Origin of the sequence: Nitratireductor sp. GZWM139, assembly GCF_030068685.1 — a bacterium.
GTDB lineage: Bacteria > Pseudomonadota > Alphaproteobacteria > Rhizobiales > Rhizobiaceae > Nitratireductor > Nitratireductor aquimarinus.
The window spans coordinates 67768-92600 of sequence record NZ_JAMQML010000003.1; the positions used below are offsets into that span (position 1 = coordinate 67768).

The 24833-nt window shown below is 63.7% G+C and carries 21 protein-coding genes; 8 read left to right on the forward strand and 13 right to left on the reverse strand.

What is annotated here, in order from left to right; all coding sequences use genetic code 11:
* Nucleotides 1-72: 72 nt before the first annotated feature.
* Entirely contained in the window at nt 73-1182 is a 1110-nt protein-coding gene (locus tag NDI72_RS04450) for a hypothetical protein (protein WP_283799785.1), read from the reverse strand.
* 182 nt (nt 1183-1364) lie between these two features.
* Here NDI72_RS04450 and NDI72_RS04455 point away from each other — a divergent pair, with 182 nt between their 5' ends.
* A complete protein-coding gene (locus NDI72_RS04455; protein WP_283799787.1) occupies nt 1365-2258 on the forward strand; it encodes a LysR family transcriptional regulator in 894 nt (297 codons plus the stop codon).
* Nucleotides 2259-2273: 15 nt separating this feature from the next.
* Here NDI72_RS04455 and NDI72_RS04460 read toward each other — a convergent pair whose 3' ends face one another.
* The 12 genes from NDI72_RS04460 to NDI72_RS04515 all read right to left on the reverse strand — a co-directional run bounded on the left by NDI72_RS04460 (nt 2274) and on the right by NDI72_RS04515 (nt 15666).
* Complete coding sequence (locus NDI72_RS04460; protein WP_206544263.1) at nt 2274-3722, reverse strand: N-acyl-D-amino-acid deacylase family protein; 1449 nt, start codon at nt 3720-3722, stop codon at nt 2274-2276.
* Nucleotides 3723-3749: 27 nt separating this feature from the next.
* Nucleotides 3750-5150, reverse strand: coding sequence for an amidase (locus NDI72_RS04465; protein WP_283799789.1), 1401 nt, complete (start codon nt 5148-5150; stop codon nt 3750-3752).
* 68 nt (nt 5151-5218) lie between these two features.
* Nucleotides 5219-6436 (reverse strand): amino acid ABC transporter substrate-binding protein, encoded by a 1218-nt coding sequence (locus NDI72_RS04470; protein ID WP_222473982.1) that lies wholly within the window; start codon nt 6434-6436, stop codon nt 5219-5221.
* Between the two features lie 47 nt (nt 6437-6483).
* Nucleotides 6484-7227: an ABC transporter ATP-binding protein gene (locus tag NDI72_RS04475; protein ID WP_065815876.1), complete on the reverse strand. Its 744-nt coding sequence runs from the start codon at nt 7225-7227 to the stop codon at nt 6484-6486.
* Nucleotides 7228-7229: 2 nt separating this feature from the next.
* Nucleotides 7230-7937 (reverse strand): ABC transporter ATP-binding protein, encoded by a 708-nt coding sequence (locus NDI72_RS04480; protein WP_113153041.1) that lies wholly within the window; start codon nt 7935-7937, stop codon nt 7230-7232.
* 4 nt (nt 7938-7941) lie between these two features.
* Complete coding sequence (locus tag NDI72_RS04485) at nt 7942-8823, reverse strand: branched-chain amino acid ABC transporter permease (RefSeq protein WP_113153040.1); 882 nt, start codon at nt 8821-8823, stop codon at nt 7942-7944.
* A gap of 22 nt (nt 8824-8845) precedes the next feature.
* Nucleotides 8846-9706 (reverse strand): branched-chain amino acid ABC transporter permease, encoded by an 861-nt coding sequence (locus tag NDI72_RS04490; RefSeq protein ID WP_224924528.1) that lies wholly within the window; start codon nt 9704-9706, stop codon nt 8846-8848.
* Between the two features lie 328 nt (nt 9707-10034).
* On the reverse strand, nt 10035-10823 hold the full coding sequence (locus NDI72_RS04495; protein ID WP_113153038.1) for an ABC transporter permease: 789 nt from the start codon (nt 10821-10823) through the stop codon (nt 10035-10037).
* Between the two features lies 1 nt (nt 10824).
* Nucleotides 10825-12000, reverse strand: coding sequence for an ABC transporter permease (locus tag NDI72_RS04500; protein ID WP_283799791.1), 1176 nt, complete (start codon nt 11998-12000; stop codon nt 10825-10827).
* Complete coding sequence (locus tag NDI72_RS04505) at nt 11997-13064, reverse strand: ABC transporter ATP-binding protein (protein WP_283799792.1); 1068 nt, start codon at nt 13062-13064, stop codon at nt 11997-11999. The genes NDI72_RS04500 and NDI72_RS04505 overlap by 4 nt, the downstream gene beginning before the upstream one ends.
* A gap of 116 nt (nt 13065-13180) precedes the next feature.
* Nucleotides 13181-14224: an ABC transporter substrate-binding protein gene (locus tag NDI72_RS04510; protein ID WP_502888372.1), complete on the reverse strand. Its 1044-nt coding sequence runs from the start codon at nt 14222-14224 to the stop codon at nt 13181-13183.
* A gap of 56 nt (nt 14225-14280) precedes the next feature.
* Nucleotides 14281-15666 carry an aspartate aminotransferase family protein gene (locus NDI72_RS04515; RefSeq protein WP_113153034.1) on the reverse strand — a complete coding sequence of 462 codons (1386 nt, stop codon included), beginning with the start codon at nt 15664-15666 and terminating at the stop codon, nt 14281-14283.
* A 293-nt stretch (nt 15667-15959) separates the two neighbouring features.
* Here NDI72_RS04515 and NDI72_RS04520 point away from each other — a divergent pair, with 293 nt between their 5' ends.
* The 7 genes from NDI72_RS04520 to NDI72_RS04550 all read left to right on the forward strand — a co-directional run bounded on the left by NDI72_RS04520 (nt 15960) and on the right by NDI72_RS04550 (nt 24500).
* Nucleotides 15960-16541, forward strand: a complete 582-nt coding sequence (locus NDI72_RS04520) for a cupin domain-containing protein (RefSeq protein WP_113156016.1) — start codon at nt 15960-15962, stop codon at nt 16539-16541.
* 143 nt (nt 16542-16684) lie between these two features.
* On the forward strand, nt 16685-18304 hold the full coding sequence (locus NDI72_RS04525) for an ABC transporter substrate-binding protein (protein WP_283799793.1): 1620 nt from the start codon (nt 16685-16687) through the stop codon (nt 18302-18304).
* A 23-nt stretch (nt 18305-18327) separates the two neighbouring features.
* Nucleotides 18328-19317 carry an ABC transporter permease gene (locus NDI72_RS04530; RefSeq protein WP_283799794.1) on the forward strand — a complete coding sequence of 330 codons (990 nt, stop codon included), beginning with the start codon at nt 18328-18330 and terminating at the stop codon, nt 19315-19317.
* Complete coding sequence (locus NDI72_RS04535) at nt 19314-20147, forward strand: ABC transporter permease (RefSeq protein ID WP_283799795.1); 834 nt, start codon at nt 19314-19316, stop codon at nt 20145-20147. Before NDI72_RS04530 ends, NDI72_RS04535 begins: the two co-directional genes overlap by 4 nt.
* Nucleotides 20144-20941, forward strand: a complete 798-nt coding sequence (locus NDI72_RS04540; protein ID WP_283799796.1) for an ATP-binding cassette domain-containing protein — start codon at nt 20144-20146, stop codon at nt 20939-20941. The genes NDI72_RS04535 and NDI72_RS04540 overlap by 4 nt, the downstream gene beginning before the upstream one ends.
* Nucleotides 20934-21707: an ABC transporter ATP-binding protein gene (locus tag NDI72_RS04545; RefSeq protein WP_283799797.1), complete on the forward strand. Its 774-nt coding sequence runs from the start codon at nt 20934-20936 to the stop codon at nt 21705-21707. Before NDI72_RS04540 ends, NDI72_RS04545 begins: the two co-directional genes overlap by 8 nt.
* 117 nt (nt 21708-21824) lie before the next feature.
* On the forward strand, nt 21825-24500 hold the full coding sequence (locus tag NDI72_RS04550) for a bifunctional acetate--CoA ligase family protein/GNAT family N-acetyltransferase (RefSeq protein WP_283799798.1): 2676 nt from the start codon (nt 21825-21827) through the stop codon (nt 24498-24500).
* The last annotated feature ends 333 nt before the right edge of the window (nt 24501-24833 follow it).

Here is a 24833-nt window from a genome sequence, read left to right on the forward strand (position 1 = left end):
GAAAGCGCTCCAGTTTTTTGCTTTTCCGCAATTCCGGACGGAAAACCGGTGCCCACTTTTCCTGGAATTGCTTTAATCGAAACGGTCCCCAAGAAGCCGCGTCCAAGATTCTCCCGCAAAGCCGTTGAAAAAAGCCTGCCCCTTGATGAACGGTTCGAGCAGCGTCTTGTCTTTCGCATGAACAATGCTGGAGGACGCATGGATGAATGCGAAGCGGCGACCGAGCATGGCGTTGATCAGGGTCGGCTGTCCGCGCCCGCGCAGAGCCACCAGCCCGCGTTCGGTCGCGTCCGCCAGCATCGCGTCGATGACCGCGCCTTCCTGACCGGGCAGAGACAGGATCTGGATCACGCGTCCGATGCCGCCCGCATCGCCGTAATAGAGGAACAGGCCGACCGGCTTGCCGCCGCGCGAGAGCACCTTGCGGCGCACCATCGCGCCGTAATGCGCCTTGCGTTGCGATTCATGCACCATGCGTTGAAGCGCGCTCTTCGTCCATTGGGGATGCAGGGTGAAGGCAGAGACGAATTGCTGGAACAGCGACACCGTTTCAGCCGCATCGGCGTCCTCGGTGGCAAGTGTCTTGCCCGCAAATTCCGCATCCGACACATGGGTCCATTGGGGCGGTGCGCCCCGGCGCCGCAGCAGGGCGTCGAAGGGCCGTGCGAGCGGTTTTGCGATGGCGGCAGGCGCGAAGGCGGACGCGGCCATGGCGGCGATGAAGCCGGCCGGGCGCAGGATGCGCAGCCATTCGAGACTGTAATCCGGCAGGATCGTGCCGCGCAGCTTGCGCCACATGGTCGTGGAAACATCATTGGCGGTTTCGGTCAGTGAGAGATCCTGCGGGCCGGACTGGAAGGCGCGTAGAAGGCGCGCGCCGGCATAGGGATCCTGTTCGTGACCATCCACCATGAAGCTGCCGCCGATGGCGCTCCTCAGGGTTTTGCCCTGATAGACGAAGGGCATGGGAAGCACACCCATGAAACCATTGACCGTGCCGTCTTCGCGAAGATGCACAAGTGATTGGATGTCGTCGTCGCGGTAGGGCGGGTCGAGAAAGAGTGTCTCGAGATATTCGCGCGCGCCAAGCGGCGCGGGGCCGTGTCCCTTGCGCAATATGCGCTGGAACATCTCCGCAATGGCGGAAATGTCATCACGCTCCAATGGACGGATTTCACTCACGGACAATTACGCGCCCCGGTTGAATACAAATACACTCGGGACCAATGTGTGACCTAAAGTTGTTTATGAATTCTTTTGCGCCGGAAAGTTTTTGTGCATGGCATTCCGGCGAGCGTGTATGATTGCCGGCAAGCGCAGCCACAAGACTGCGGATGGGAACACGCAGAAGCAAATCGGGCTTAATGAATCTACGGCACATAGAGGTTTTTCACGCGATCCGTCTGGCCGGGTCGATCAATGCTGCGGCTGAAAGGCTGAATGTCTCGCAGCCGGCGCTCAGCCGGACGCTGAAGCACGCGGAATCGCTTCTCGGCTTCAAGCTGTTCGATCGCGTGAAGCAGCGGCTTGTGCCGACGCGCGAGGCGGAGCTTCTGTTTGCCGAGGCCGTGGATGTGCATGGCGCGCTTGAGCGTTTCCGCACGCTCGCGCGCAATCTGGGGCGCAATCCCGACGATGTGCTGCGGGTGGGCTTTCTGCCGAGTCTTGGCGTGGGGCTTGCGCCGAAAGTGATGTCGAACCTGCCCCGTCACTGGGAAGGCTTCAAGATCGAGCTGTTCACCCATCACTATGACGTGCTTTTGAAGCGCCTTCATGCGCTCGATCTCGATCTGGCGGTGGCCTTCAACATCGTTGAAACGCCGGGCATCAGCTCCACCACGGTGGGCACGATGAGCCTGACCTATCTGGAGACGGATGATCCCGCCAGGTCGTTCGATCCTTCGCCGGTGCATCTGAGCGAAATCGACATGCAATCCTTTGTCGGGCTTGAGAAGGAATCGCCCGTGGGCGTGTTCCTGAAGGCGGCCTTCGACGAGGAGGGCCTGCCCTATGAGCCGCGGATTTCGGTGCACACCTATTCAGTGGCGGCGGCCTGTGTCAGTCAGGGCGTGGGCTGCGCCATCGTGGACGAATTTTCAGCGCGCTACACGCGCGGCGTGCGGCTGCGCCCGCTGGTGCCCAACCTGCAATTCTCGATCACGGCGCTGACGTCGGAGAACCGTGCGATCTCCAACGCCGAGGAAATGTTCATCAGGATTCTGAAATCGGCCTGCCAGGAACTGCACCGGGAGGGGTGACGCTTTTCCTGCCGGTCAGGCCTCGCCACGCGCCACGAAACGCCCGCCGCGCGCGCCGGTGACCGCGCCATTGGCGAGAACCGCGACGCCATTGACGAACACATGCTCGATGCCGGCCGACGGGCGGTCTGGCGTGTCGTAGTCGGCAAGATCCAGAACCGTGTCGGCATCGAAGGCGACAAGATCGGCATGGAAGCCTTCCTGCAGCCTGCCGCGCCGGGCGAAGCCGAAGATCTGGGCGGGCAGGGATGTCATCTTGCGGATGGCTTCTTCGAGCGGCAGCACGCCATCTTCGCGCACATAGCGGCCAAGCACGCGGGGGAAGGTGCCCCAGAGGCGCGGATGGGCCTGCGGGCCGGGGATGCCGTCGGAGCCGATCATGGTGCGCGGGTGCTGCATGATGCGGTTGATGTCTTCAGGCGACATCTGGAAATAGATGCCGCGTGCGGGCGAAAGCCTGCGGGCCGCTTCTTCCTGATCACAGCCCATTTTCTCCGCGACTTTGGAAAGCTCCAGCCCGTTGAATTCGGGATGGGCGGTGGAATCGATGACCAGAATGCGCTCCGCATGACGGGTCAGCTCCGGCAGGAGCACGGTCGAGCTTGCCTCATAGGGATAGACATCCATGGCGATGTCCTGATGGCGAAGCGCGCTGTCGATCATTGACAGTGTTTTCTTCGATCGCCCGTAATTGTGGCGGCCGATGCATTTGTGGTGCGAGATCACCACCGGGACGCCGGCGCGCCGACCGATGGCAATCGTCTCGCCGACGGATTCTTCCACCCGGTCGCGTTCATCGCGCATATGGGTGACGTAGAGCGCGCCGGGGAAGGCGGCGAGTGTCTGTGAGAGCGCCACGACCTCATCGGTCGGTGCGTGGCGGGCGACCGGATAGGCAAGGCCGGTGCTGAGGCCCAGAACGCCTGCCTCCAGCGCTTCTTCGAGCAGGAGGCGCATGGCCACGATCTGGCCTTCGGAGGCGGGCGCATCCGTATCTTCGAGCGTCATGGCGCGCAGCGTGCCATGGCCGGCAAGGGCGGCCACATTGACGGCGACGCCGGCTGCATCCACCGCCTTGCGGTAGGCGGCAAAGGAACCGAAGCGATAGTCTTCCGCCGTGCCGAGAAGGCCGAGCGGGGGCACCAGTTCGGCGGGCTTTGCGTATGGCGCGAGGCTGATGCCGCAATTGCCGACGATCACGCTGGTCACGCCCTGCGTGATCTTGGGCTCCATCGCGCTGTCGTTCAGGACGGCGAGATCGTCATGGGTGTGAACGTCGATGAAGCCGGGTGCGAGGCTGAGACCGTCGAGGTCGATTGTCTCTTTTGCCTGCCAGCCGGAAACGTCGCCGACCGCGGCGATGCGGCCATTGCAGAGTGCCACGCCGCCGCGGGTCGGTTGCCCCCCCAGGCCATCGAACAGCAAAGCGTTTGTCAAAAGCGTGTCGCAGGTGGATTGCGTCATCGGAAACTCCTTGCTGTCCGTAGAGAGTCAGCCTGCCGTGAGGTCCGGCAGCCGGTCTGTTGTCGAGATGCGCTGTTCAAGCGCTGCGCCGAGCGCAAGCAGCGGCTCCTCCGCGAAGGCTGCGCCCATGAGCTGCACCGAGAGCGGCAGGCCCGTTTCGGTGAAGCCTGCCGGCAGCGCCAGGCCGCATGCGCCGACATAGTTTGCCGGGCGGCCATAGGCGGCCATCGGAACCGCAGTTTCATCCACCTCCGAGACGGGGATGGCGGGGAAGGGCACCGTCGGCGTGAGCAGCGCGTCGAACGGCTTCATGAAATCGGCATAGACCGCCTTCATGCGCCTGTGGCCGGCGAGCGTCTCGATATAGTCGTTGGCGCTGACATTGGCTCCGGCGAGCACGCGCTGGCGCACATAGGGGCCGATGGGAACGCTCTCGTCGTGGATGTAATCGCGGTGAATCGCATAGGCTTCGGCGGCGATGATGCGGCCGTTGCTCTCCGTCAGCTCGTTGAAGGCGAAGGGCAGGTCGGCGGGAACCAGCGTCACGCCGAGGCTGATGAGCGCTTCCTTTGCCTGATCGTAAGCGGCCTGGCTTTCGGCATCGAGCGGGATCGGGAAATCCTCTTCGCGCATAACCGCGACACGCATGCCCTGCGTGCGCAGGCCCTGCCATGCGCCCGGCTTCAGCGCCGGTGCAAGACGGGTGGCCGGGTCGCTGGCGTCCGGTCCGCAAAGCGCGTCGAGCAGAAGGGCCGCGTCGGCGACGGTGCGCGTCATCGGGCCGATGGAATCGAGTGTGCTGGAAAGCGGGAAGCAGCCTTTCAGGCTGATCCGTCCATAGGTGGGTTTCAGGCCCACAATGCCGTTGAGCGCGGCGGGAATGCGCACGGAGCCGCCCGTGTCGCTGCCGATGGCCGCCGGCGCAAGGCCGGCGGCAACGGCCACGCCCGAGCCGCTGGAGGAGCCTCCGGGAATGCGATGTGTCTGCATGTCCCAGGGGTTGCGCGGTGTTCCGCATATCGGATTCGTGCCCCAGCCTCCGAATGCGAATTCGACCATTGCTGCGCGCCCGATCGGAATCATGCCGGCGGCAAGCAGTTTGCGCATGACGGTGGCGTCGCTGGTTGAGCGCCGGTCTTTCCAGGCGGCGCTGCCCACCGTACAGGTTTCGTCCTGCCAGTCGACCAGGTCCTTCACGGCAATTGGCAGGCCGTGAAGGGGGCCGTAGACCACGCCAGACGCGCGCAGCTTGTCGAGCCCCTCCGCCATGGACATTGCCCGCTCGGCATCGACATGCACGAAGGCGCCGAGAGCCTTGTCATGCCTGGCGATGCGCTCCAGGAAATGCCGGGTGATGGTGCTGGACGTGAGCGAGCCTTCGCTCAGCGCTTTCGAGAGGTCCGCGAGGGACGCGAATGACGGATCCATGATATTCTTTTCTTGAGAAAATGCGCCCGACCCCGAGGGAGACGTTTCGGAAGCCGGGCGCAAGTTGGCTAGTCGCGTTGATCCCAACCGGGGATCGGGTACACAGGCTCGGCAACGGCGACTTCTTCAGGCCACACGGTCACGAGCCCCTTGCCCGGCTGCAACTGCACGACCGGGAAAGGCATTTTCAGCTGCTTGCCGGTTTCGTCGATCGCGTAAGGACCGGCGAGGACCGTCAGGTTGTCGCTGAGTTCCATGGCCGCCTTCTTCATGTCGGCGGCGTCGAAGCTGTCTGCGTTCTCGATGATTTCGCCGGCGATGACGGCGGCGCCATAGGCGAGAACGGTCTGGAAGTCCGGCTCATAGGAGACGTCCGGGAAGAGCTTTTCGTAAGCTGCCAGGAAGCCTTCACGGTCGAGGCCGGCATTGACCTCCCAGTTGATGGTCGGGTGGAAGTTGGTGTGGCTGTAGATGTACTGCGCATCGTCGCCGATCTCGATGAACTGCGGCGTCGAGGCGTAGACCATGAACGAGAACGGGAAGTTCACGTTCATCTGGTGCATCTGCCGCACCATGGAGATCAGATCGCCCTCATAGCTGGTGGGGAAGAACACGTCGGCCCCGGCCGCGCGCGCCTTCTGCAGGAGCAGGCTGAAATCCTTCGTTCCCTTCGGATAGTCTTCCTTCAGGACCACTTCCATGCCGAGCTTTTCGGCAATCGCTTCCGCGCCATCGGCGAGACCGGCCGGGAAGGGCTCGTCCACATTGACGATGGCGACCTTCTTGTTGCCAAGTGCTGCGGCGGCTTCGAGACCGGCCGACGGCATGCGCGACACCGGCATCTGGGTTGCCGAGACGATGTTCTTGAAGCCCTGGTCATACAGTGCATCGGAGGCCGCGGACCAGATGACCATGAACTTGCCGAGACGCTCGGTCACCGTGGCGGCGGCTGCCGTCAGGGTGGAGCCGAACGGGGCCATCAGGACGTCGACATTCTCATTGGCGATCAGGTCTTCATAGACGCGCGCCACCATCTGCTTGTCGGAGCGGTCGTCGCGCTTGACGAGCTCGACGAGGCGCTTCTCGCCATTCACTTCCAGGCCGCCATTGGCGTTGACTTCATCGACCCAGATTTCCACGCCGCGCACACCCGACTGCGAGGCGAGCGCGAAGTTGCCGGACGACGAAACCGTCATGCCGATCCGGATCTTTTCCTGCGCCTGGCCGGTGACCGGCAGCGCAAAGCAGGCAAGCAGCGTGCCTGCCATGAAGCTTCGTTTGGTCATATTCCACATGGGCATTCCCCTTTTGTTGATCTTGGAAAAACGACGCCTCACACGTCGATCTTGTAGTTCATCCACTCGGCGACCATTTCCTTGAGCTGGCCGTCGGTGGCGAAATCCTCCCTGGTGCCTTCCGCCTTGTTGCGGCCAAGCTCCAGAATGTAGAGGCGGTCCGAAATCGTGGCGCACTGGCGCACGTTCTGGTCCACCAGAATGATGGTGGCGCCCTGGTCTGCGAGATCGCGGGTGAGCGCGTAGATATCCTTGGAAATCTTCGGCGCGATCATGGCCGTGGGCTCATCAAGCAGGATCACCTTCGGCTCGGTGACGAGCGCGCGGGCGATTTCCAGAAAGCGCTGCTGGCCGCCGCTCATGGAGCCGGCGAGTGTCGAGCGCTTTTCCTTGAGGATCGGGAACCGCTCGAAAATGCCGTCGATGGCGCGTTCGATGCGGGCCTTGTCCTTGCGGAAGGGCCAGCAACCCAGAAGCAGATTGTCGTAGACCGACAGGCCCGCAAAGGCGCTGCGGTTCTGCGGCACGAAGGACACGCCTTCGAGTGCGCGCTGGAACGCCTTCAGATTGGTGATGTCGCGACCGCCCATGGTGATGGTGCCGGTCTTGGTGGACAGAAGGCCGAAGATGGTCTTCAGCACGGTCGACTTGCCCGCGCCGTTCGGCCCGATAATGCCGGTGACCTCGCCGGGCTTTGCCCGCAATGCCACTTCCTTGAGAACCGTGATGTCTCCGTTATAGGCGACGGAGATGTTCTCCATGCTCAGTTCAACGCCATGCATGGTCAGGCTCCCAGGTATGCTTCGATGACGTCCGGATTCTTCTGGATCGCTTCGGCGTCGCCCTCAGCGAGGACACGGCCTTCATGCATGACCAGAATGTTGTCGGACAGTTCGTAGACGGAGGTGAGGTCGTGGCTGACGAGAAGCACCGAACAGCCCAGCTCCTTCGGCATTTCGCGGATGATGTTGATGAGCAGCAGTGCGAGGCTCGGATTGACGCCCGCGAACGGCTCGTCGAGCAGCACCAGCTTCGGATTGGCCACCATGATGCGGGCGAGTTCCAGAAGCTTCTGCTGGCCGCCGGAAAGCTCTTCCGCATAGTTGTGGCGCAGCCGGTAGAGCTCCACCTTTTGCAGCCAGTAGGCGCTGATTTCGGCGATCTCGGCGTTGCTCATCCCCTTGTTGAGGAGTGCGACCGAGAGATTTTCCAGGAGCGACATCTGCGGGAAGATGCGCGGCACCTGGAAGGTGCGGCCCACGCCTTCGGAGAAGACCGCATGCGGGGCCTTGCCGATGAGGCTGACGCCATCGAGCGTGATTTCACCGGCGGTCGCGTCATAGAGACCGTTGATGCAGTTGAGCATCGTGGTCTTGCCGGAGCCGTTCATGCCCAGAACGCCAAGGATCGACCGGTCGGGGAGGGTGAGGCTGACGCCGTCGAGCGCCGTCATGCCACCGAATTTCTTTACGAGCTTGTCGACTTTCAACATGACGTCACCGCGAGTTCTGCACGCCGAACAGGCCGGCGGGGCGAATGAGAATGACGGCGATCAGGAGCACGAAGCCGAGGAGCATCGCCACGGTTCCGCTGAAGAACACCATGGCCGTCTGCTCGGCGAGGCCGAACAGGATGCCGCCGGCGACTGCGCCGATCGGATGGCCGAGGCCGCCCAGAACGATCACGATGAAGCCGATCAGGGTGTAATCCTGGCCGATGAAGGGGGAGAAGGAGGGGAAGATCATCGACACGAGGATGCCGGTGATGCCCGCCAGACCAAGGCCGAGACCGAAGGTCAGGGCCGAAAGGTGGTTCAGGTCCACGCCGACGATCTGGATCGCGTCACGGTTCATGATGATGGCGCGCAGCGCCTTGCCCGGCAGCGTGCGGTAGAGGAAGAACGCCAGCGCACCGGTGACGACGACCGCAACCGCAAGGCCGAGCAGCTTGGTGGTCGGCAGGATGATGTTGCCGAACATCAGGAAGGGCGGGTCGAGCGTGAAGTTGAGCGAGCGTGCATCCGCCTCGAAGGCGAGCAGCATGAGCGCGCCCAGCACGAGCGACAGGCCGAACATGACCAGAAGCGAGGCGTGCTCGGGATCGTTGGAGCGCGCAAGACGCTTAACCAGCACGAAATAGAGGCCGTAGCCCATCATGCCGAAGACGATAAAGATCAGCGGCATTGCGAGCAGCGGGGACAGGCCGAGCCAGGCCTGGGCGAAATAGGCGCCATAGGCACCCAGCACGATGAATTCGCCATGGGCGAAGTTGACGACGCGCAGGACGCCGAAGATCACGTTGAGGCTGACGCCGATCAGCGCGTAGATCAGCCCGACGACGATGCCGTTGACGAGGCCTTGAAGCAGAAGTTCGTTCATCTTTGTTTCAATCCTGTACGTCTTACGGAATGAAGCGCCGGAAGCGCGAGAAGCGCTGGGCGAAGGCCCCGACGATGCCACGCGGCAGGAGCAGCATCAGTGCGATGATGACCACGCCGAGAATGAGCAGGTTGAGGGTCGGGAAATGCCGCCAGATCAGCTGGTCGATGCCGTAGAGCGTGGACGCGCCGATGATCGGGCCGACCAGGAAGCCGAGGCCGCCGGCCATGGCGTAGACGATGCTCTTTGCCGTCACCAGCAGGTTGAAGGAGGAATCGAGGTCGATGGCATTGGTGTACCAGGCCTCGACGCCGCCCACGAGGGCAGGGAACATGGTGGCCATGATCCAGGCCTTGAGGCGGGTGCCCACCACGTTGACGCCGACCACCTCTGCGGCCTCGCTGTCATCGCGGATGGCGCGCAGCGCCGTGCCGAGGCGCGACATGGTAAGCCAGGTGCCGGCTGCCAGAGCGCCCATCAGCACCACGAACATGGCGTAATAGGCGGCCACGGGATCGTTCGCCGCCGACAGGATGAGGCCGAGGCTGCCGCCGGTGATGTCACTCGGCATGAGCGAGATCACGAGCTTCATGGCCATGGCGAGCGCGAGGCTGACAATGCCGAAATAAACACCCTTGAGCCGCAGCGTGGGCGCGACCAGAAGACCGATGGTGACACCGGCCAGCGCCGCACCGGCAAGCGCCACGGGAATGGGCAGGCCGAAGGTCTTGTACAGAACGCCGGTGGCGTAAGCGCCGATGCCGTAGAACGCCACATAACCAAAAGGCATATATCCGGCCAGGCCAGCGACGAAATTGAACGACGTCGCCATGGTGATCCACAGCATCATGTAGAAGAGGAAGGAGAGATTGCTGGCGAACAATGGAGCCGGCAAAAAGACGGCGACAATGGCCGCGACTACAATGCCCCATATCAAGAATTTGATATGGCTTGATTTTTCCGTATTTCCTTGGGGCGCGGACATCGGCACACCTGTACCCTCCCGCGTCTCCTGAATTTGATCTGTCACTGTTGGACCTCAATAGGGAACGCTTTCCGCGACCCTATAGCGCAGGAGGTGCGCTGTCCTATCGCAATTGCAGACTCAATTATAACTTAAAAACATAAGCCTGTTTTGCTGAGTGAAAACAGCCCGCAACCGGATGCGGCTGCGGGCTGCTTTTGGGCTGGAAAGCGCTGGTTTGCGGGGGTTAGCCGCCCCGTCGCGCGGCGATCTGCCGGCGCACAAGCAATGCGATGATGGCGAGCGCGATGGTGCCGACAATGAACAGGAAGGCTGCGGCGGCGATGGCCGGGCTGATGTTCTCGCGGATCGTGGCGAACATCTGCCGCGCCAGCGTGCGCTGGTTGGGGCCTGCCACGAAAAGCGTGAGAACCACCTCGTCCAGCGATGTGGCGAAGGCCAAGACCGCGCCGGACAGGATGCCGGGCATGGCGAGCGGCAGGGTCACGCGCCGGAACACGGTGACCGGGGATGCGCCGAGGCTGGCCGCCGCCAGTTCCACACGCCGGTCGATGCCACCGAGGCCGCCGATCACGCTCACCACCACGAAGGGGATGGCGACGATGGTGTGGGCGACGATGACGCCGAAATAGCTGGACGCAATGCCGAACTGCACGAACAGCACCTGCATGCCCACGCCCATGACCACGGCGGGAACCACCATGGGCAGAAGAAAGAGGGTGCGCACCGTGCCCTTGAACGGCAGGTTCCAGTTGCGCAGGCCGAGCGCGGCAAGCGTGCCCAGAACGGTGGCGAGCACCGTCGTGCCGCCGCCGATGACAAGGCTGTTGAAGATCGCCCGACGCCAGGCGGCGGCGGTGAACAGCTCGTCGAACCAGCGCAACGAGAATTCCGGGATCGGATAGGTGAGGAACTGGCTGGACGTGAAGGCCAGCGGCAGGATGGCGATCAGCGGCGCGAGCAGGAAGATGACTGCCAGCGTGCCGAATGTGAGCCGGGCGCTTTTCAACAGCATGTCAGCTTCTCCTTTCTTCGGCCGCCGACAGACGACCGTAGACCGCGTAGAGCAGGAGGGTGACGACAAGCAGCACGATGCCGAGTGCGCCGGCCATGCCCCAGTTCGCCGAACCGGTTGCGTAGAAAGCGATGACGGAACTGATCATCTGGTCGCCCGCGCCGCCGATGAGCGCCGGTGTGATGTAGTAGCCGATGGCGGTCATGAACACGAGCAGCGAGCCGGAGGCGACGCCACGCAGGCTGAGCGGCAGAAGCACCCGTACGAAAGCGCGCAGCGGATTTGCGCCGAGCGAGGCGGCTGCCGGCATCAGGTTGCCCGGGATCGAGATCAGGACGCTGTAGATCGGCAGCACCATGAGCGGCAGAAGCACATGGGTCATGGCGATCACGACGCCGGTGCGGTTGAAGATCAGGGCAAGAGGTTCGCTGGAGATGCCAAGCCCGGTGATGACCGCATTTATGAGGCCGTTGTCCTGCAGGATGATGAACCACGCGGCGGTGCGCACCAGAAGCGAGGTCCACAGCGGCAGGAGCACCGCGCCAAGCAGGAGCTGGCGTTTCCACCCTTCCGTGGAGGCGATCAGCATCGCATAGGGAAAGCCGATGGCCAGGCAGGCAAGCGTGACGAGCGCGCCGATCCAGAAGGTTCGGATCATGATGTCGCGGTTGGCGGACGCCTCTTCGGGCATGGCGACAATGTTGCCGGAAACATCGCGCTCCAGATCGACGGCGGCGAGCAGATAGCGGTCCGTGGTCGGTGAAAGCGCGCCGGTGATGGCCTGCCAGAAGCGGGGATCGTCCCAGCGCTCGTCAATCTCGGAGAGCGGTGGCGCGTCATCCTTGCGCAGCGCGCGCGTGGTGCGCGACATCAGCGTACGGAAGCCGGGCTGGGCGCTGTTGAGACGGCGCGTCATGTCGCCAACGGCCTGCCGGTCATCGGCGGCGCGAAGATCGGCGGCGAGCGCCTCCTTCATCTCTGCCGTCGGTGGCGTTTCCGGATCCCAGTTGGCTGCGACCTTCCCCGTCTGCGGGAGGATGCGCAGGACGGCGGTGTCGGAGACGGCCTGTGACATCATCGTGCCCAGCGGCCACAGGAAGAAAACCGCGATGAAGAGGAAGAGCGGCGCGACCAGCGCGATCGCGCTCAGATGCCCTTTTCCGCCCGTGCCGCTCATGGCCGGATCACCCAGCAGTCGTCCGGCTGGAAGCGGGCGGTGACATCTGCGCCGGGCGTATGCTGCTCGGCCTTGCGGTCGAGATGGATGACGAAGTCGTGCGCCTGCTCGTCAAGCTGGATGCGCAGGTGATTGCCCTGATAGACGCTGTCGGCAACTTTTGCCGCAAACTGGTTGTCGCCGCCATGCAGCGCGTCGAGGCGAATGCGCTCCGGCCGGATGGAGACGAGCACGTTTTCGCCAGGCGTGTAATTGTCGGAAGCCGAGGCCGTCAGTTCCGCGCCATTGGCGAGGCGGACGCGCAAACCGTCTGCGGACCTGCCCGCGACCGTGCCTTCCAGAAGATTGGTTTCGCCGATGAAATTGGCGACGAAGCGCGTCTGCGGATGGTCGTAGATCTCGCGAGGCGTGCCGATCTGCTCGATCTTGCCCTTGTTGAAGACGGCGATCCGGTCGGACATGGTGAGGGCTTCCGACTGGTCGTGCGTGACGAAGACGATGGTCAGGCCGAGCCGGTTGTGCAGCGCGCGGATGTCGAGCTGCATCTGCTCGCGCAGATTTTTGTCGAGCGCGCCAAGCGGCTCGTCCATCAGCACGACGCGGGGTTCGAAAACGAGGGCGCGGGCGAGCGCCACGCGCTGCTGTTGGCCGCCGGAGAGCTGGGCGGGCCACCGGTCTGCAAGTGCGCTGAGCTGCACCATGTCGAGCGCTCTGGCGACGCGTTCGGCGATTTCGGCCTTGCCGACGCCGCGCATCTGGAGCGGGAAGGCGATGTTGTCGCCGACACTCATATGCGGGAAGAGCGCGTAATTCTGGAAGACGACGCCCATGTCGCGCTTGTAGGTGGGGGTCGTGTCCACCACCGCGCCATCGACCAGGATGCGGCCCTTGGTCGGGCGCTCGAAGCCGGCGAGCATCATCAAAAGCGTGGTCTTGCCGGAGCCGGACGGTCCAAGAAGGCTGACGAACTCGCCTTTCGCGATGTCCAGTTCAAGATCATCGACCACGCAAAGAGAACCAAAACACTTGGTCACGCGGTCAAATCGAATGCGTAGTTCGCTCAAGAGCCTCTCCCCCGGCTGGCTTGATGTCGCGCTGTCGGAAACGATGGATCGTTTCGATGAGAGCCGCACCGGTCAGGGCGATGGACGCCTTGCCCGGTGCGGCTCTCGACTGGCTCTTATTGAGCCAGCCAGGCGTTGAAACGCTCGGTCAGGGCTTCTGAATTGTCGATCCAGAAATCGACGTCGAGCGCGATTGCGTCGGTGAGGTTTTCCTCGGTGGTCGGCAGCTCTGCCTTCTGCGCGTCGCTCACCATTTTGGCGGCTTCGTTGTTGGGCAGGCCGTAGGCCACATAGTCCGGCAGCTTCTTCTGGTTTTCCGGTTCGCTGGCGAAGGCGATGAAATCCATGCCCGCATCGCGGTTCTCGGCGTCCTTCAGGATCACCCAGCTGTCGACGGCATAGATGCTGCCGGGCCAGACGACCTTGAAGTTGCGATCTTCGGTGCGGTTGATGCCGGTGATGCGGCCATTATAGGCGGACGCCATGGCGACTTCGCCGGAGGCCAGGAACTGGAGCGGCTGCGCGCCGGCCTCCCACCAGACCACATCGTCGCGGATTTCTTCGAGCTTGGCGAAGGCGCGGTCGATGCCCTCGGGCGTGGCGAGCACGTCGTAGATCTCGTCCTTGTCGACGCCGTCGGCAAGGAGCGCGAACTCCAGCGTGTATTTCGGGCCCTTGCGCAGCGAACGCTTGCCGGGGAACTTTTCGGTGTCCCAGAAATCGGCCCATGAGGCCGGGCCGCCATCGGGCAGCTTGTCGGCGTCATAGGCGATTGCCGTGGACCAGACGATTGCGCCGACGCCGCAATCATGCACGGCGCTTTCCAGGAACTTGTCCTCGCCGCCGAGCCTGTCCCAGTCGATATACTCGAAGAGGCCGTCGCCGCAGCCCAGCTCAAGCTCTTCGGCTTCGACCTGAACGACATCCCAGTTGGGTGCGCCGGCCTTCACCTTGGCCTGAAGAACGCCGTAGCCGCCGTTCCATGCCTCGTCGAGAAGCGGTTTGCCGGCCTTTTCGGCAAACGGCTTGAAGTAGATCTCGCGCTGGGCGTCCTGATAGGTGCCGCCCCACGAGACGACTGTGAGGTCGCGTGCGTTTGCCGTGGTGGCGGAGAAACCCGCCACCGCAGCAAGTGCTGTCATTGCAAGCCAGTTCTTCATCTTCATAAGCATTCTCCTCCAATTGTGCTTTTCCGATTATGTGCTGGCGGTGCCCGTTATGCCGGCATTGCCTCCCTGGGCAGTTCGGCGAGCGCCTTGTCGAGGCCGGTCTTGAAGCGGGCGAGCAGGTCGTCGACCTCGCCCTCGGTGATGATGAGCGGCGGGCAGAACGCGACGGCATCGGCCATGGCGCGGCTGATGAGGCCGGCTTCCTGGAGATGCGCGTTGACCAGTGCGCCAAGCGCGCCGGGCGTTTCGAGCGCCGTCTTGTTTGCCTTGTCGGTGACGAGCTCGACGGCGGCGATGAGGCCGACGCCGCGCACTTCGCCAACCAGCGGATGATCGGCCAGTGCGGCAAGGCCGTTGCGCAGGCGTTCGCCCATGCGTGCGGCATTGCCCACCAGATCGCGCTCCTCGATGATCTTGAGGTTTTCAAGTGCAACGGCTGCGACAACCGGATGGCCGCTTGCCGTGTAGCCATGGCCGAGCGTGCCGATGCGGCCGCTTTCTTCCATGATCGGCTCGAACACCCGGTCGTTGATCATCAGGGCCGAGGCCGGCAGGTAGGACGACGAAAGCTGCTTGGACATGACCATGATGTCCGGCTTGATGTCATAGGTGGTGGAGCCGAACATGGTGCCCGTGCGGCCGAAGCCGCAGATCACTTCGTCGGCGACCAGCAGGATGTCGTACTTGTTCAGAACGGCCTGCACCTTTTCCCAGTAGGTGGCCGGCGGGACGACCACGCCGCCGGCGCCCTGCACCGGCTCGCCGAAGAAGGCGGCAATCGTTTCCGGGCCTTCAGCCAGGATCGTGTCTTCCAGTTCCCTGGCAAGGCGGGTTGCGAATTCTTCTTCGCTCTCGCCCGGCATTGCCTCGCGCCAGTAATGCGGCGCGGTCATGCGCAGCACGTTCGGCACGATCAGGTCAAAGGATTTGTGGTTTGCCGGCAGGCTGGTGAGGCATGCGCCGGCGATGGTCACGCCGTGATAGGCGCGGTTGCGGACGATGATCTTCTTCTTTTCCGGCTTTCCAAGCGCGTTGGAGCGGTACCAGATCAGCTTCAGCGCCGTGTCGATGGCTTCCGAGCCGGAATTGGTGAAGAACGCCTTGCTCATCGGCACCGGGGCCATGCCGATCAGCTTTTCGGAAAGCTCGATCACCGGCCCGTGCGATTTGTGCGTGAAGGTGTGGTAGTAGGGCAGCTTTTCCATCTGCTCGGTCGCGGCCTTCACAAGGCGCTTCTCGTTGAAGCCGAGCGCGACGCTCCACAGGCCGGCCATGCCCTCGATGTACTGCTTGCCATTGTTGTCGTAGACGAACACGCCTTCACCGCGGTCGATGATCAGCGGGCCGTCCTGCAGGTGTTTCTTGGCGTTCGTATAGGGGTGCAGGTGATAGGCGATATCGCGCGCTTCTGGGGAATTTGGCTTGTCGGTCATCGGCTTGTCCTGCGTCGAAATGAAGGTATTGTTGCGGGATGAGGCTGTCTCATCGCCTCTCTCCTCTTTTTCTAGCGGTAGCACTCATTTTGCAGCTAGGCAATTCTCTGTTCAATATTTTGAGCGATCATTCTCGGTGCGACTTCGAAGGCACTGAAAATTATACGCATCTGCGCATTGTGAAATCGCTTCAAGGCTAATATCTTGAGCGGATAGCAGCGTGTTTGCACGGTTTTGGCCCTGCGAGCGCGATGATGGAAACCAGAACGGGCAAAGGTTGCGGCGAAGGATTTATGGACGATTTCGACATTGGCTCCCGTCTGAAGGCCATGCGTACGGCCGGCAATCTCTCGCAGCGGCAGCTCGCCGAGCAGGCGGGCGTGCCCCATGCACAGATTTCCAACATCGAGAAGAACAAGATCAGCCCGTCCATCTCCACCCTGCGCAAGGTGCTTGGGGGAATGGGTGTCAGCATGGCGGATTTCTTCGAGCCGGAGCGGGAGGACAATCCCGGTCCCTTTTTCGGCAGGGATGAGCTGATCGACCTGACGTCGCGTGTGGCGATCAATGCGGGCGCGCCGGAGAGCGGGCTTCTGGTCCTGCGGCAGATCGGCGATGCGCGCCTGCACAATCTCCAGATCCTGCACGAGGTCTATGAGCCGGGGGCGGACACGGGCGAGACCATGCTGCAGCACGCCTCAAGCGAGGGCGGCTATGTGGTGGAGGGTGAGCTCGCCCTCACCGTGGGGGATGAGATGCGCATTCTGAAGGCCGGCGAAGCCTATCTGTTCGACAGCCGCCAGCCGCACCGTTTCCAAAATCTGTCCGACACGCGCACCATCGTCGTTTCCGCCTGCACGCCGCCTTATCTCTGAGGCGATCATCTTCAACAGGCTGGACCAACGCAACGCATTCATGGCCCTGTTCGTGCAAGGCGCTGCTTCTAAACTTCGCGCATGACGTTTTCGGGGAACCTGATCCGCCCGGAAATGGTTGGCTCGTAAAACGAGGGTTTCCGATGGCCGGTCTTTTGATCTCGAGACGCAATCTTCTTCTTGGCGCGGGGGCGCTGGCGGCGGCCGGCTGGCCGCTGCGCATGGCATGGGCGGCAGGGGCCGAAGAAGCGCCACGCGGCGGACGGCTGGTTGTGGCGGCTGATTCCGAGCCGCGCACGCTGAACCCGGCAATCGTCGCGTCGAATGGCGTGTTTTTCATCGCCAGCAAGGTCATCGAGCCGCTGGCCGAAGCCATGATGGATGGCGAGGGCGGACTTGCGCCACGCCTGGCCACAAGCTGGGAAGGCTCCGAAGACGGGCTTTCCATCACCTTCAAACTGCGCGAGGGGGTGACCTGGCACGATGGCGAGCCGTTCACCTCTGCGGATGTGGCCTTTTCCGCGATGGAGGTCTGGAAGCCGCTGCAAAATCTCGGCCGCGTGGTGTTCGCCAATCTCGACACGGTGGAAACGCCCGATGCGCACACTGCCATTTTCCGCTTTTCCGCACCCACGCCCATCCAGCTCATTCGCAATGCGCTGCCGGTGGTGACGAGCGTTTTGCCAAAGCATCTCTATGAGGGCACGGACATTGCCGCCAACCCTGCCAACAAGGCGCCGGTGGGAACGGGGCCGTTCAAATTCGCCGAGCACAGGCCCGGCGAATATTATCGCCTGACCCGCAATGACGCCTATTGGGGCGAGGGGCTGCCGAAGCTGGACGAGATCATCTTCCGCGTTCTGCCCGACCGGGCAGCGGCGGCTTCGGCGCTGGAGGCCGGCGAAATCCAGCTTGCCGCCTTCTCGCAGGTGCCGCTGGTGGATCTGGAACGCATCGCCAGCGTGCCGGGGCTGAAAGTGGTGACGGAAGGCTATGAGGCGCTGACCTATCAGCTTGTGGTGGAGATCAACCATCGCAACGAGATCCTCGCCGACCAGAAGGTGCGGCAGGCCATCTCGCACGCCATCGACCGGGATTTCGTGGTCGATACGGTGTTTCTCGGCTATGCGCAGGCGGCCACCGGCCCGGTGCCGCAGAACGCGCCGCAATTCTACAATCCCGATGTGAAACCCTACTCCTTCGACATCGAGCGGGCGAACAGGCTGCTCGACGAGGCGGGCTATCCGCGTGGCGAAGATGGCAAGCGCTTTTCGCTGCGCCTCCTGCCCGCGCCCTTCTTCAGCGAAACGCGCCAGTTCGGCGACTATCTGCGTCAGGCGCTTGGCAAGGTGGGCATCGACGTGACGCTGGTGAACAACGACACGCCGGCGCATCTGAAGGCCGTCTACACGGATCATGATTTCGACATTGCCGTTGGCTCGCCCGTGTTCCGCGGCGATCCGGCCATCTCGACCACGATCCTCGTGCAGTCGGGCATCCCGGATGGCGTGCCGTTTTCCAATCAGGGTGGTTATGCCAATGCCGAGCTCGACACGATCATCGATCAGGCGACAGAGACCATCGATACGGAAGCGCGCACCGCGCTCTACAACGATTTCCAGCGCATCGTGGTGGAAGACCTGCCGCTGATCAATGTGGCCGAGTGGGGCTTTACCACGGTTGCCAGTGACACCGTTCTCAATGTGGGCAACAATCCGCGCTGGCCGGTTTCGAGCTGGACTGATACTGCACTCGCTTCCTGAGAACGCAAGGAACACGCACTGGCATGCACCGGGCCCTGACTTTGACGCGGCGGCGTATCGTCAGCAGCATCCCGGTGCTGCTGATCGTCATTGTGGGCACGTTTCTGCTTCTGGAAGCAGCACCCGGCGATGCGGTGGACGCCTATCTGCTTTCACTGGGCGGCGGCGATGCGGGCCTCGTGGCGGAGCTTCGCCAGAGCTACGGGCTTGATCAATCGCTGTTGAAACGTCTGACGCTTTATGTCGGGGCCTTGCTGCGGTTCGATCTCGGCTGGTCGGTGACGTTCGACCGGCCGGTTCTCGATCTGATCGCGGAGCGGTTGCCCAACACGCTCTGGCTCATGGGGGCGGCGACGGCGCTTGCCTTCTCGCTTGGCTCGTTTCTGGGCATTGTTGCCGGCGCGCGGCCGGGAAGCCTGACGGACCGGGCGCTCTCCATCGGGTCCCTGGCGCTTTACGCGGTTCCGAGCTTCTGGCTTGGCCTTGTTCTGGTTCTGGTGTTTGCGGTCGATCTGCGCTGGTTTCCCACGGCCGGCATCGAAACCATCGCTTCCGGCAAGACCGGACTGGCGCGCGTGGCCGACATTGCCTGGCATCTGGTGCTGCCGGTTTCCGCGCTCGGCTTCATTTACCTGGCTCTTTTTCTGCGCATGATGCGAACCGGCATGGCGGAAGCCTGGCGGCAGGATTTTGTGCTTTTTGCGCGCGCCAAGGGGTTGGCGCGGCGGCGCATCGTGCTGCGCCACGTGGCGCGCAATGCGCTTCTGCCGTTGGTCACCATGCTTGGCCTGCAGGCGGCGGCCATGCTGGGCGGCAGTGTGGTGGTGGAAAGCGTGTTCGCCATTCCGGGTTTCGGACGGCTTGCGCATGAAGCGGTTTCAGGCCGCGATGCGCCGCTTCTGACCGGCATCATCATCGTCAGCGCGGTGCTCGTGATCGTCGTCAATCTTCTGGTGGACATTGCCTATGCGGCGCTCGACCCGCGCGTGGGCAGCGGGGAGGCGTCGTCATGAACCGCGTTGCAGGGCGTCTCCTGCACTCGCCCGAAGGGGTGGCGGGGCTTTGTCTTCTGGTGCTGCTTGCCGCCATGGCGCTTGCCGCGCCGCTTCTTTTTCCGGGCGATCCGCTGACGATTGTCGGGCGGCCGATGACTGCACCCTTCACCGATCCGGCGCTTCCGCTTGGTACGGACCGGTTGGGCCGGGATGTGGCTGCGGGCCTGATGCATGGCGCGCAGACATCGCTTCTGGTCGGGCTCGCCACGGCGCTGGGCGCACTTGCCGCCGGGGCGCTTGTCGGCACGGTTGCCGGGCTTGCCGGCGGGCTGGTGGACGAGGCGCTGATGCGGGTGGTCGATGCGTTTCAGATCGTGCCGGGCTTTCTTCTGGCGCTGGCTTTTGTCAGCGTCACCGGGGCATCGCTTCCGGTGATCATATTCGCCATTGCCCTTGGTGCGTGGACCGGGCCGGCGCGGCTGGTGCGGGCGGAAGTCCTGTCGATCCGCGAGCGCGACTATGTGGCGGCGGCGCGGGTGATCGGCATGCATCCGGCCGAGATTGCTCTGCGCGAAGTCCTGCCCAATGCGCTGCCGCCGGTTCTGGCGCTTACGGCGGTGATCGTCGCCACGGCGGTTCTGGTGGAGGCCGCGCTTTCGTTTCTCGGGCTTGGCGATCCCAATGTGGTGACCTGGGGCTCGATGATCGCCGAGGGGCGCAATGTGCTGCGCACCGCGCCGCATCTTTCCATCGTTCCGGGGCTGGGCCTCGTGGCCACCGTGCTTGGCGTCTATCTTCTGGGCGAGGGGCTGGCGGATGCGATGGCGGGCCGTGAGGCGCGCGGATGAGCGCGCCGCTGGCCGAAATCCGGGGCCTTTCCGTTTCCTACTTGCGTGATGATGCGCGAAGTTTCGCGCTTCGTGACGTCGATCTCGATATTGCGAAAGGCCGCCGGCTGGCGGTGATCGGCGAGAGCGGATCGGGCAAGAGCACGCTGGCGCTGGCGCTCGCCGGGCTGCTGTCGCCGCAGGCGCGGATTGAGGGGAGTATTGGCTGGCCGGGCCTTGCGAAAGCGCCGGTTGCGGGTCGCGATATCGGCATGGTGTTTCAGGATCCCGGCGGCAGCCTCAACCCCGTTCTGACCATTGGCGAACAGGTGGCGGAAGGCGCGGTGCGTCATCTGGGGCTCGACTGGCGCGCGGCGCGGTCGCATGCGCTGGCCCTGCTTGAGCGGGTGCGCATTCCAGATCCGCAGGCTGCGCTTCGTGCCTATCCGCATCAGTTTTCCGGCGGGCAGCGCCAGCGCATCGCCATTGCCGCCGCCATTGCGGCGCGGCCGGGGCTGCTGATCGCCGACGAGCCCACAAGCGCGCTCGACATGGTGGTGCAGGCCGAGATCGTGGCGCTGCTCGACGAATTGGTGCGCGAAGCGGGCATGACGCTGGTTTTCATCACGCATGACATTGCGCTCGCCTCCGGCTTTGCCGACGACATAGCCGTGTTTCAACGGGCGCAGCTGGTGGAAAAGGGTGCGGCGCAGGCGGTTCTCGCACAGCCGGCGCACGCCTGTACGAAGCGCCTTCTTGCCGCGCAGATCGACTTTTCAACACCGCGCCTGATCGACGGGGTGGCCGATGTCTGAGCCGCTTCTCGTTGCGCAGAACCTCTGCAAGACCTTCACCAGCCGGGGGCGCAGGGTGACCGCACTTGATGATGTCAGCCTGACGCTTGCTCCGGGCGAAACGCTGGGGCTGGTGGGCGCGTCGGGCAGCGGCAAGTCGACGCTCGCGCGGGTGCTGCTCAGGCTTTTGCCGGCCGATGCGGGAGCGGTGCGGCTTCTCGGCGAGGACTGGCTTGAGCTTCGCGGGCGGGCGCTGCGCACGCGCCGCCGCGCGATCCAGATGGTGTTTCAGGATCCGCTTGCGGCCTTCAATCCGCGCGCGACCATCGGCGGTGTGCTGGCGGATCCGTTGCGCATCCATGGCCTTGCGGATCGTGCGGCGCGCCCGGTGCGGGTGGGCGCACTGCTGGAGCGGGTCGGGCTTCCCGCAGGCTATGCCGCGCGCGGCGTTCACGAAGTGTCGGGCGGCGAGCGCCAGCGGGTCGCCATCGCCCGTGCGCTGGCTGCGCGCCCCGCGCTGATCGTGTTCGACGAGCCTGTCTCTGCGCTCGACCAGTCGGTGCGCGGCCATATTCTCGAACTCATCGCTGATTTGCAGAAAAGCGACGGTCTCTCCTACCTCTTCATCGCGCATGATCTGGCGGTCGTGCGTCTCATCGCGCATCGGGTGGCGATCATGGAGGCAGGCCGCATTGCCGAAACGGGAGCGACACCGCAGATTATCGCAGATCCGCAGTCGCAGGCGGGCCGGGCGCTCGTGGCCGCCGCACCACGGCTTGTGTGTTAGGGCATTTGACCGAAATAGGCTGAGGGGAACCGCCCGTGGCGGGTTGCATTTCCGTTGCCGGATGCCGCTATAGTGACCCTGCAAATTTCCGCACTGAAAAACCCGGAGTCATCGCCCATGACGATCCGCAATCTCGAATTCGCCGCCCGCCCGCGCTCCGTGGCCGTGATCGGCGCATCGGGCAGGCCCGGCGCTGTCGGCCACATCGTGATGCAAAACCTGAAGGATGGCGGGTTTGCCGGCGAGGTCTGGGCGGTCAATCCGAAATACAGCGAGATCGACGGCCGTCCCTGTTACAGGAGCGCGGCAGACATTCCCGGTGTGCCGGACATCGCCGTCATCGTGACGCCGCCGGAAACCGTGCCCGGCATCATCACCGAGCTTGGCGAAAAGGGAACGCGTGCGGCGGTTGTCATCACCGCCGGGCTGACGCGCGAGAACGGTCTGCGGCAGGCCATGCTCGACGCGGCGCGGCCCTATCTCTTCCGCATCATCGGGCCGAACACGGTGGGGCTGATGGTGCCGCCGATGAATTTCAACGCCAGTTTCGCGCATATGCAGGCAAAGCCCGGCGGGCTGGCGCTCCTGTCGCAGTCGGGCGCGATCGCCACATCGCTGGTCGACTGGGCGGCGGCGGAGGGCGTGGGCTTCTCGCACATCGTGTCGCTGGGCGACATGGCCGACGTGGATGTGGGCGACTATCTGGAAATGCTTGCGGGCGACGGCCGCACGCGCGGCATTCTCATGTATCTCGAGACGATCCCGAGCCCGCGCAAATTCATGACGGCTGCGCGCGCGGCCGCAAGGCTGAAGCCGGTGATCGCCATCAAGGCGGGGCGCCATGCGCAGGCGGCGCAGGCGGCGGCAACCCACACCGGCGCGCTTTCAGGCGCGGACCGCGTGGTCGAGGCGGCGCTGCGCCGCGCCGGCATTCTGCGGGTTCTGGATCTGGGCGAACTGTTCGACGCCGCCGAGGTTCTGGCGCGCTTCCGCCCGTTGCAGCGGGCGCAGGTGGGCATTGTCAGCAATGGCGGCGGCGCGGGTGTTCTGGCGGTCGACCGGCTCAACGATCTGGGCGGCACGATGGCCGAGTTCTCGCCCGAAACGATTGCCCGCATGGACCGGGCGCTGCCGCCCAACTGGTCGCATTCGAACCCCGCCGACATTATCGGTGATGCGCCGCCGGAGCGTTACAGCGAGGCGGTTCTGGCGGTCGCCGATGATGCAGACACGGACGCCGTTCTCGTCTTCAACTGCCCGACGGGGCTTGCCTCGCCCTCCGATGCCGCCCGCGCGGTTGCGGCCCTTGCCGACCGGGGCAAGATCAACGGCAAGCCGCTGATCACCTGCTGGCTGGGCGAGGAGACCGCGCGCGAGGGACGGCGCATTTTGCAGGAATCCGGCATCGCCAATTTCAGCACACCGTCCAGCGCCACGGCGGCGCTGTCTTATCTCGGCGAGTGGTCGCGTGCGCAAAAGGCGCTGACCCGTGTGCCTTCGAGCCGCAGCGAGGATGTGCAGGGCGACCGTGAGGGCCTGCGCGCCATTCTCGAAAAAGTGGCTGCCGAAGGCCGGCGCATGCTGACGGAACCGGAGGCCAAGGCGGCGATTGCTGCCTACGGCATTCGCGTGCCGGAGACGCTGATCGTGGAGACGCCGCAGGATGTGGGCGAGGCGGCCGCTCGGCTTTTCGAGAAATTCGAGAAGGTGGTCGTCAAGCTTCTCTCCAAGACCATCACGCACAAATCCGATGTCGGCGGCGTGGTGCTGGGCCTGAAAACGCGAGAGGCTGCGGAAAAGGCGGCCGAAAACATCATCAAGCGGCTGGAGGATGCCGGCACGCGCGAGGAACTCGAAGGGTTCGTCGTTCAGCCCATGGTGGAGCGCAAGCATGCCCACGAGCTGATCCTCGGCGTCAGCCAGGACCCGATTTTCGGGCCGGTCGTGCTGTTCGGCGCGGGCGGCACGGCTGTCGAGGTGATGGAGGACACGGCAATCGCGCTGCCGCCGCTCGACGATGTGCTGGCCGGCGACCTGATGGCCTCGACGCGGATCGGCAAGCTGCTTGCCGGCTATCGCGACCGCGCCCCCGCAGACCGCGAGGCGATTGCCGGCGCGCTCAATGCGGTGTCGCAGATGATCGTCGACTTTCCCTGCATCAAGGGCATGGACATCAACCCGCTGCTGGCCGATGCCGACGGCGTGGTGGCGCTCGATGCGCGCATCGAGATCGAGCCGGCGGAGATCAACCGCAGGGGACCGAACCCCGACCTTGCCATCCGGCCCTATCCGGACGGGTGGGAACAGGATGTAGACCTGGAGGGGCATCACTATCATTTACGCCCCATCAAGCCGGCGGATGTGGCTCTTTTTCCTGATTTTCTCGCACGCGTTTCGCCCGAAGACATCAGGTTCCGTTTCCTTGCCCCGCGCAAGCATTTCCCGGACGAGATGCTGGAGCGGCTGAGCCAGCTCGATTACGAGCGCGACATGGCCTTCATCGCGCTGCGCGAGGAGGATGGCGAGATGGCGGGCATTGGCCGTCTTTCCTCTGATCCGGACAAGGAGATCGCCGAATACGGTCTTCTGGTGCGCACCGATCTTCAGGGCCACGGGCTTGGCTTTGCGCTTCTGAAGCAGCTCATCGATTACGGCAAGGAAGAGGGCATCGGGGCCATCGAGGGCATTGTCCTGAGCGACAACATCAAGATGCTCAAAATGTGCCGCGATTTCGGTTTCGTGGTGAAGGACAGCGGCGAGGCGGGGATCGTCACCATGTTGCTGAAGCTCTAGGCGGGCGGCGGTGGCGGTGGTCGTGCGTGCCCTTTCCCTCGCCCTTCGACAAGCTCAGGATGAGGGAAAGGCAAGGCAACGCGGTCGAAGCGGCAGTGAGCAAAGGGTGAGCCGTATCGCTCTTCGTTATTGGCGAAGGTAGGACGTTTCTGGGGGGGCAGCTGGGATCTGCTGGAGAGTTCCTGATTATGGGAGAGGCCAGACATACGCGGCATAGTTTGCTGTTGGCCAGCACAACCACAGCCCTCATCCTGAGCTTCTTGAGCTTGCCGAAAGGCGAAGGGCGGGGGCGGGATGGAGAGCGCAAACTTGTAGCGTTGGCGCAGGCCCCTC

Bases quoted from the DNA above. Each gene is read 5' to 3' on its own strand.
- NDI72_RS04455 (WP_283799787.1), top strand. From the start codon at position 1,365: ATGAATCTACGGCACATAGAGGTTTTTCACGCGATCCGTCTGGCCGGG.
- NDI72_RS04460 (WP_206544263.1), bottom strand. From the start codon at position 3,722: ATGACGCAATCCACCTGCGACACGCTTTTGACAAACGCTTTGCTGTTC.
- NDI72_RS04465 (WP_283799789.1), bottom strand. From the start codon at position 5,150: ATGGATCCGTCATTCGCGTCCCTCGCGGACCTCTCGAAAGCGCTGAGC.
- NDI72_RS04470 (WP_222473982.1), bottom strand. From the start codon at position 6,436: ATGACCAAACGAAGCTTCATGGCAGGCACGCTGCTTGCCTGCTTTGCG.
- NDI72_RS04475 (WP_065815876.1), bottom strand. From the start codon at position 7,227: ATGCATGGCGTTGAACTGAGCATGGAGAACATCTCCGTCGCCTATAAC.
- NDI72_RS04480 (WP_113153041.1), bottom strand. From the start codon at position 7,937: ATGTTGAAAGTCGACAAGCTCGTAAAGAAATTCGGTGGCATGACGGCG.
- NDI72_RS04485 (WP_113153040.1), bottom strand. From the start codon at position 8,823: ATGAACGAACTTCTGCTTCAAGGCCTCGTCAACGGCATCGTCGTCGGG.
- NDI72_RS04495 (WP_113153038.1), bottom strand. From the start codon at position 10,823: ATGCTGTTGAAAAGCGCCCGGCTCACATTCGGCACGCTGGCAGTCATC.
- NDI72_RS04500 (WP_283799791.1), bottom strand. From the start codon at position 12,000: ATGAGCGGCACGGGCGGAAAAGGGCATCTGAGCGCGATCGCGCTGGTC.
- NDI72_RS04510 (WP_502888372.1), bottom strand. From the start codon at position 14,224: ATGAAGAACTGGCTTGCAATGACAGCACTTGCTGCGGTGGCGGGTTTC.
- NDI72_RS04515 (WP_113153034.1), bottom strand. From the start codon at position 15,666: ATGACCGACAAGCCAAATTCCCCAGAAGCGCGCGATATCGCCTATCAC.
- NDI72_RS04520 (WP_113156016.1), top strand. From the start codon at position 15,960: ATGGACGATTTCGACATTGGCTCCCGTCTGAAGGCCATGCGTACGGCC.
- NDI72_RS04525 (WP_283799793.1), top strand. From the start codon at position 16,685: ATGGCCGGTCTTTTGATCTCGAGACGCAATCTTCTTCTTGGCGCGGGG.
- NDI72_RS04530 (WP_283799794.1), top strand. From the start codon at position 18,328: ATGCACCGGGCCCTGACTTTGACGCGGCGGCGTATCGTCAGCAGCATC.
- NDI72_RS04535 (WP_283799795.1), top strand. From the start codon at position 19,314: ATGAACCGCGTTGCAGGGCGTCTCCTGCACTCGCCCGAAGGGGTGGCG.
- NDI72_RS04540 (WP_283799796.1), top strand. From the start codon at position 20,144: ATGAGCGCGCCGCTGGCCGAAATCCGGGGCCTTTCCGTTTCCTACTTG.
- NDI72_RS04545 (WP_283799797.1), top strand. From the start codon at position 20,934: ATGTCTGAGCCGCTTCTCGTTGCGCAGAACCTCTGCAAGACCTTCACC.
- NDI72_RS04550 (WP_283799798.1), top strand. From the start codon at position 21,825: ATGACGATCCGCAATCTCGAATTCGCCGCCCGCCCGCGCTCCGTGGCC.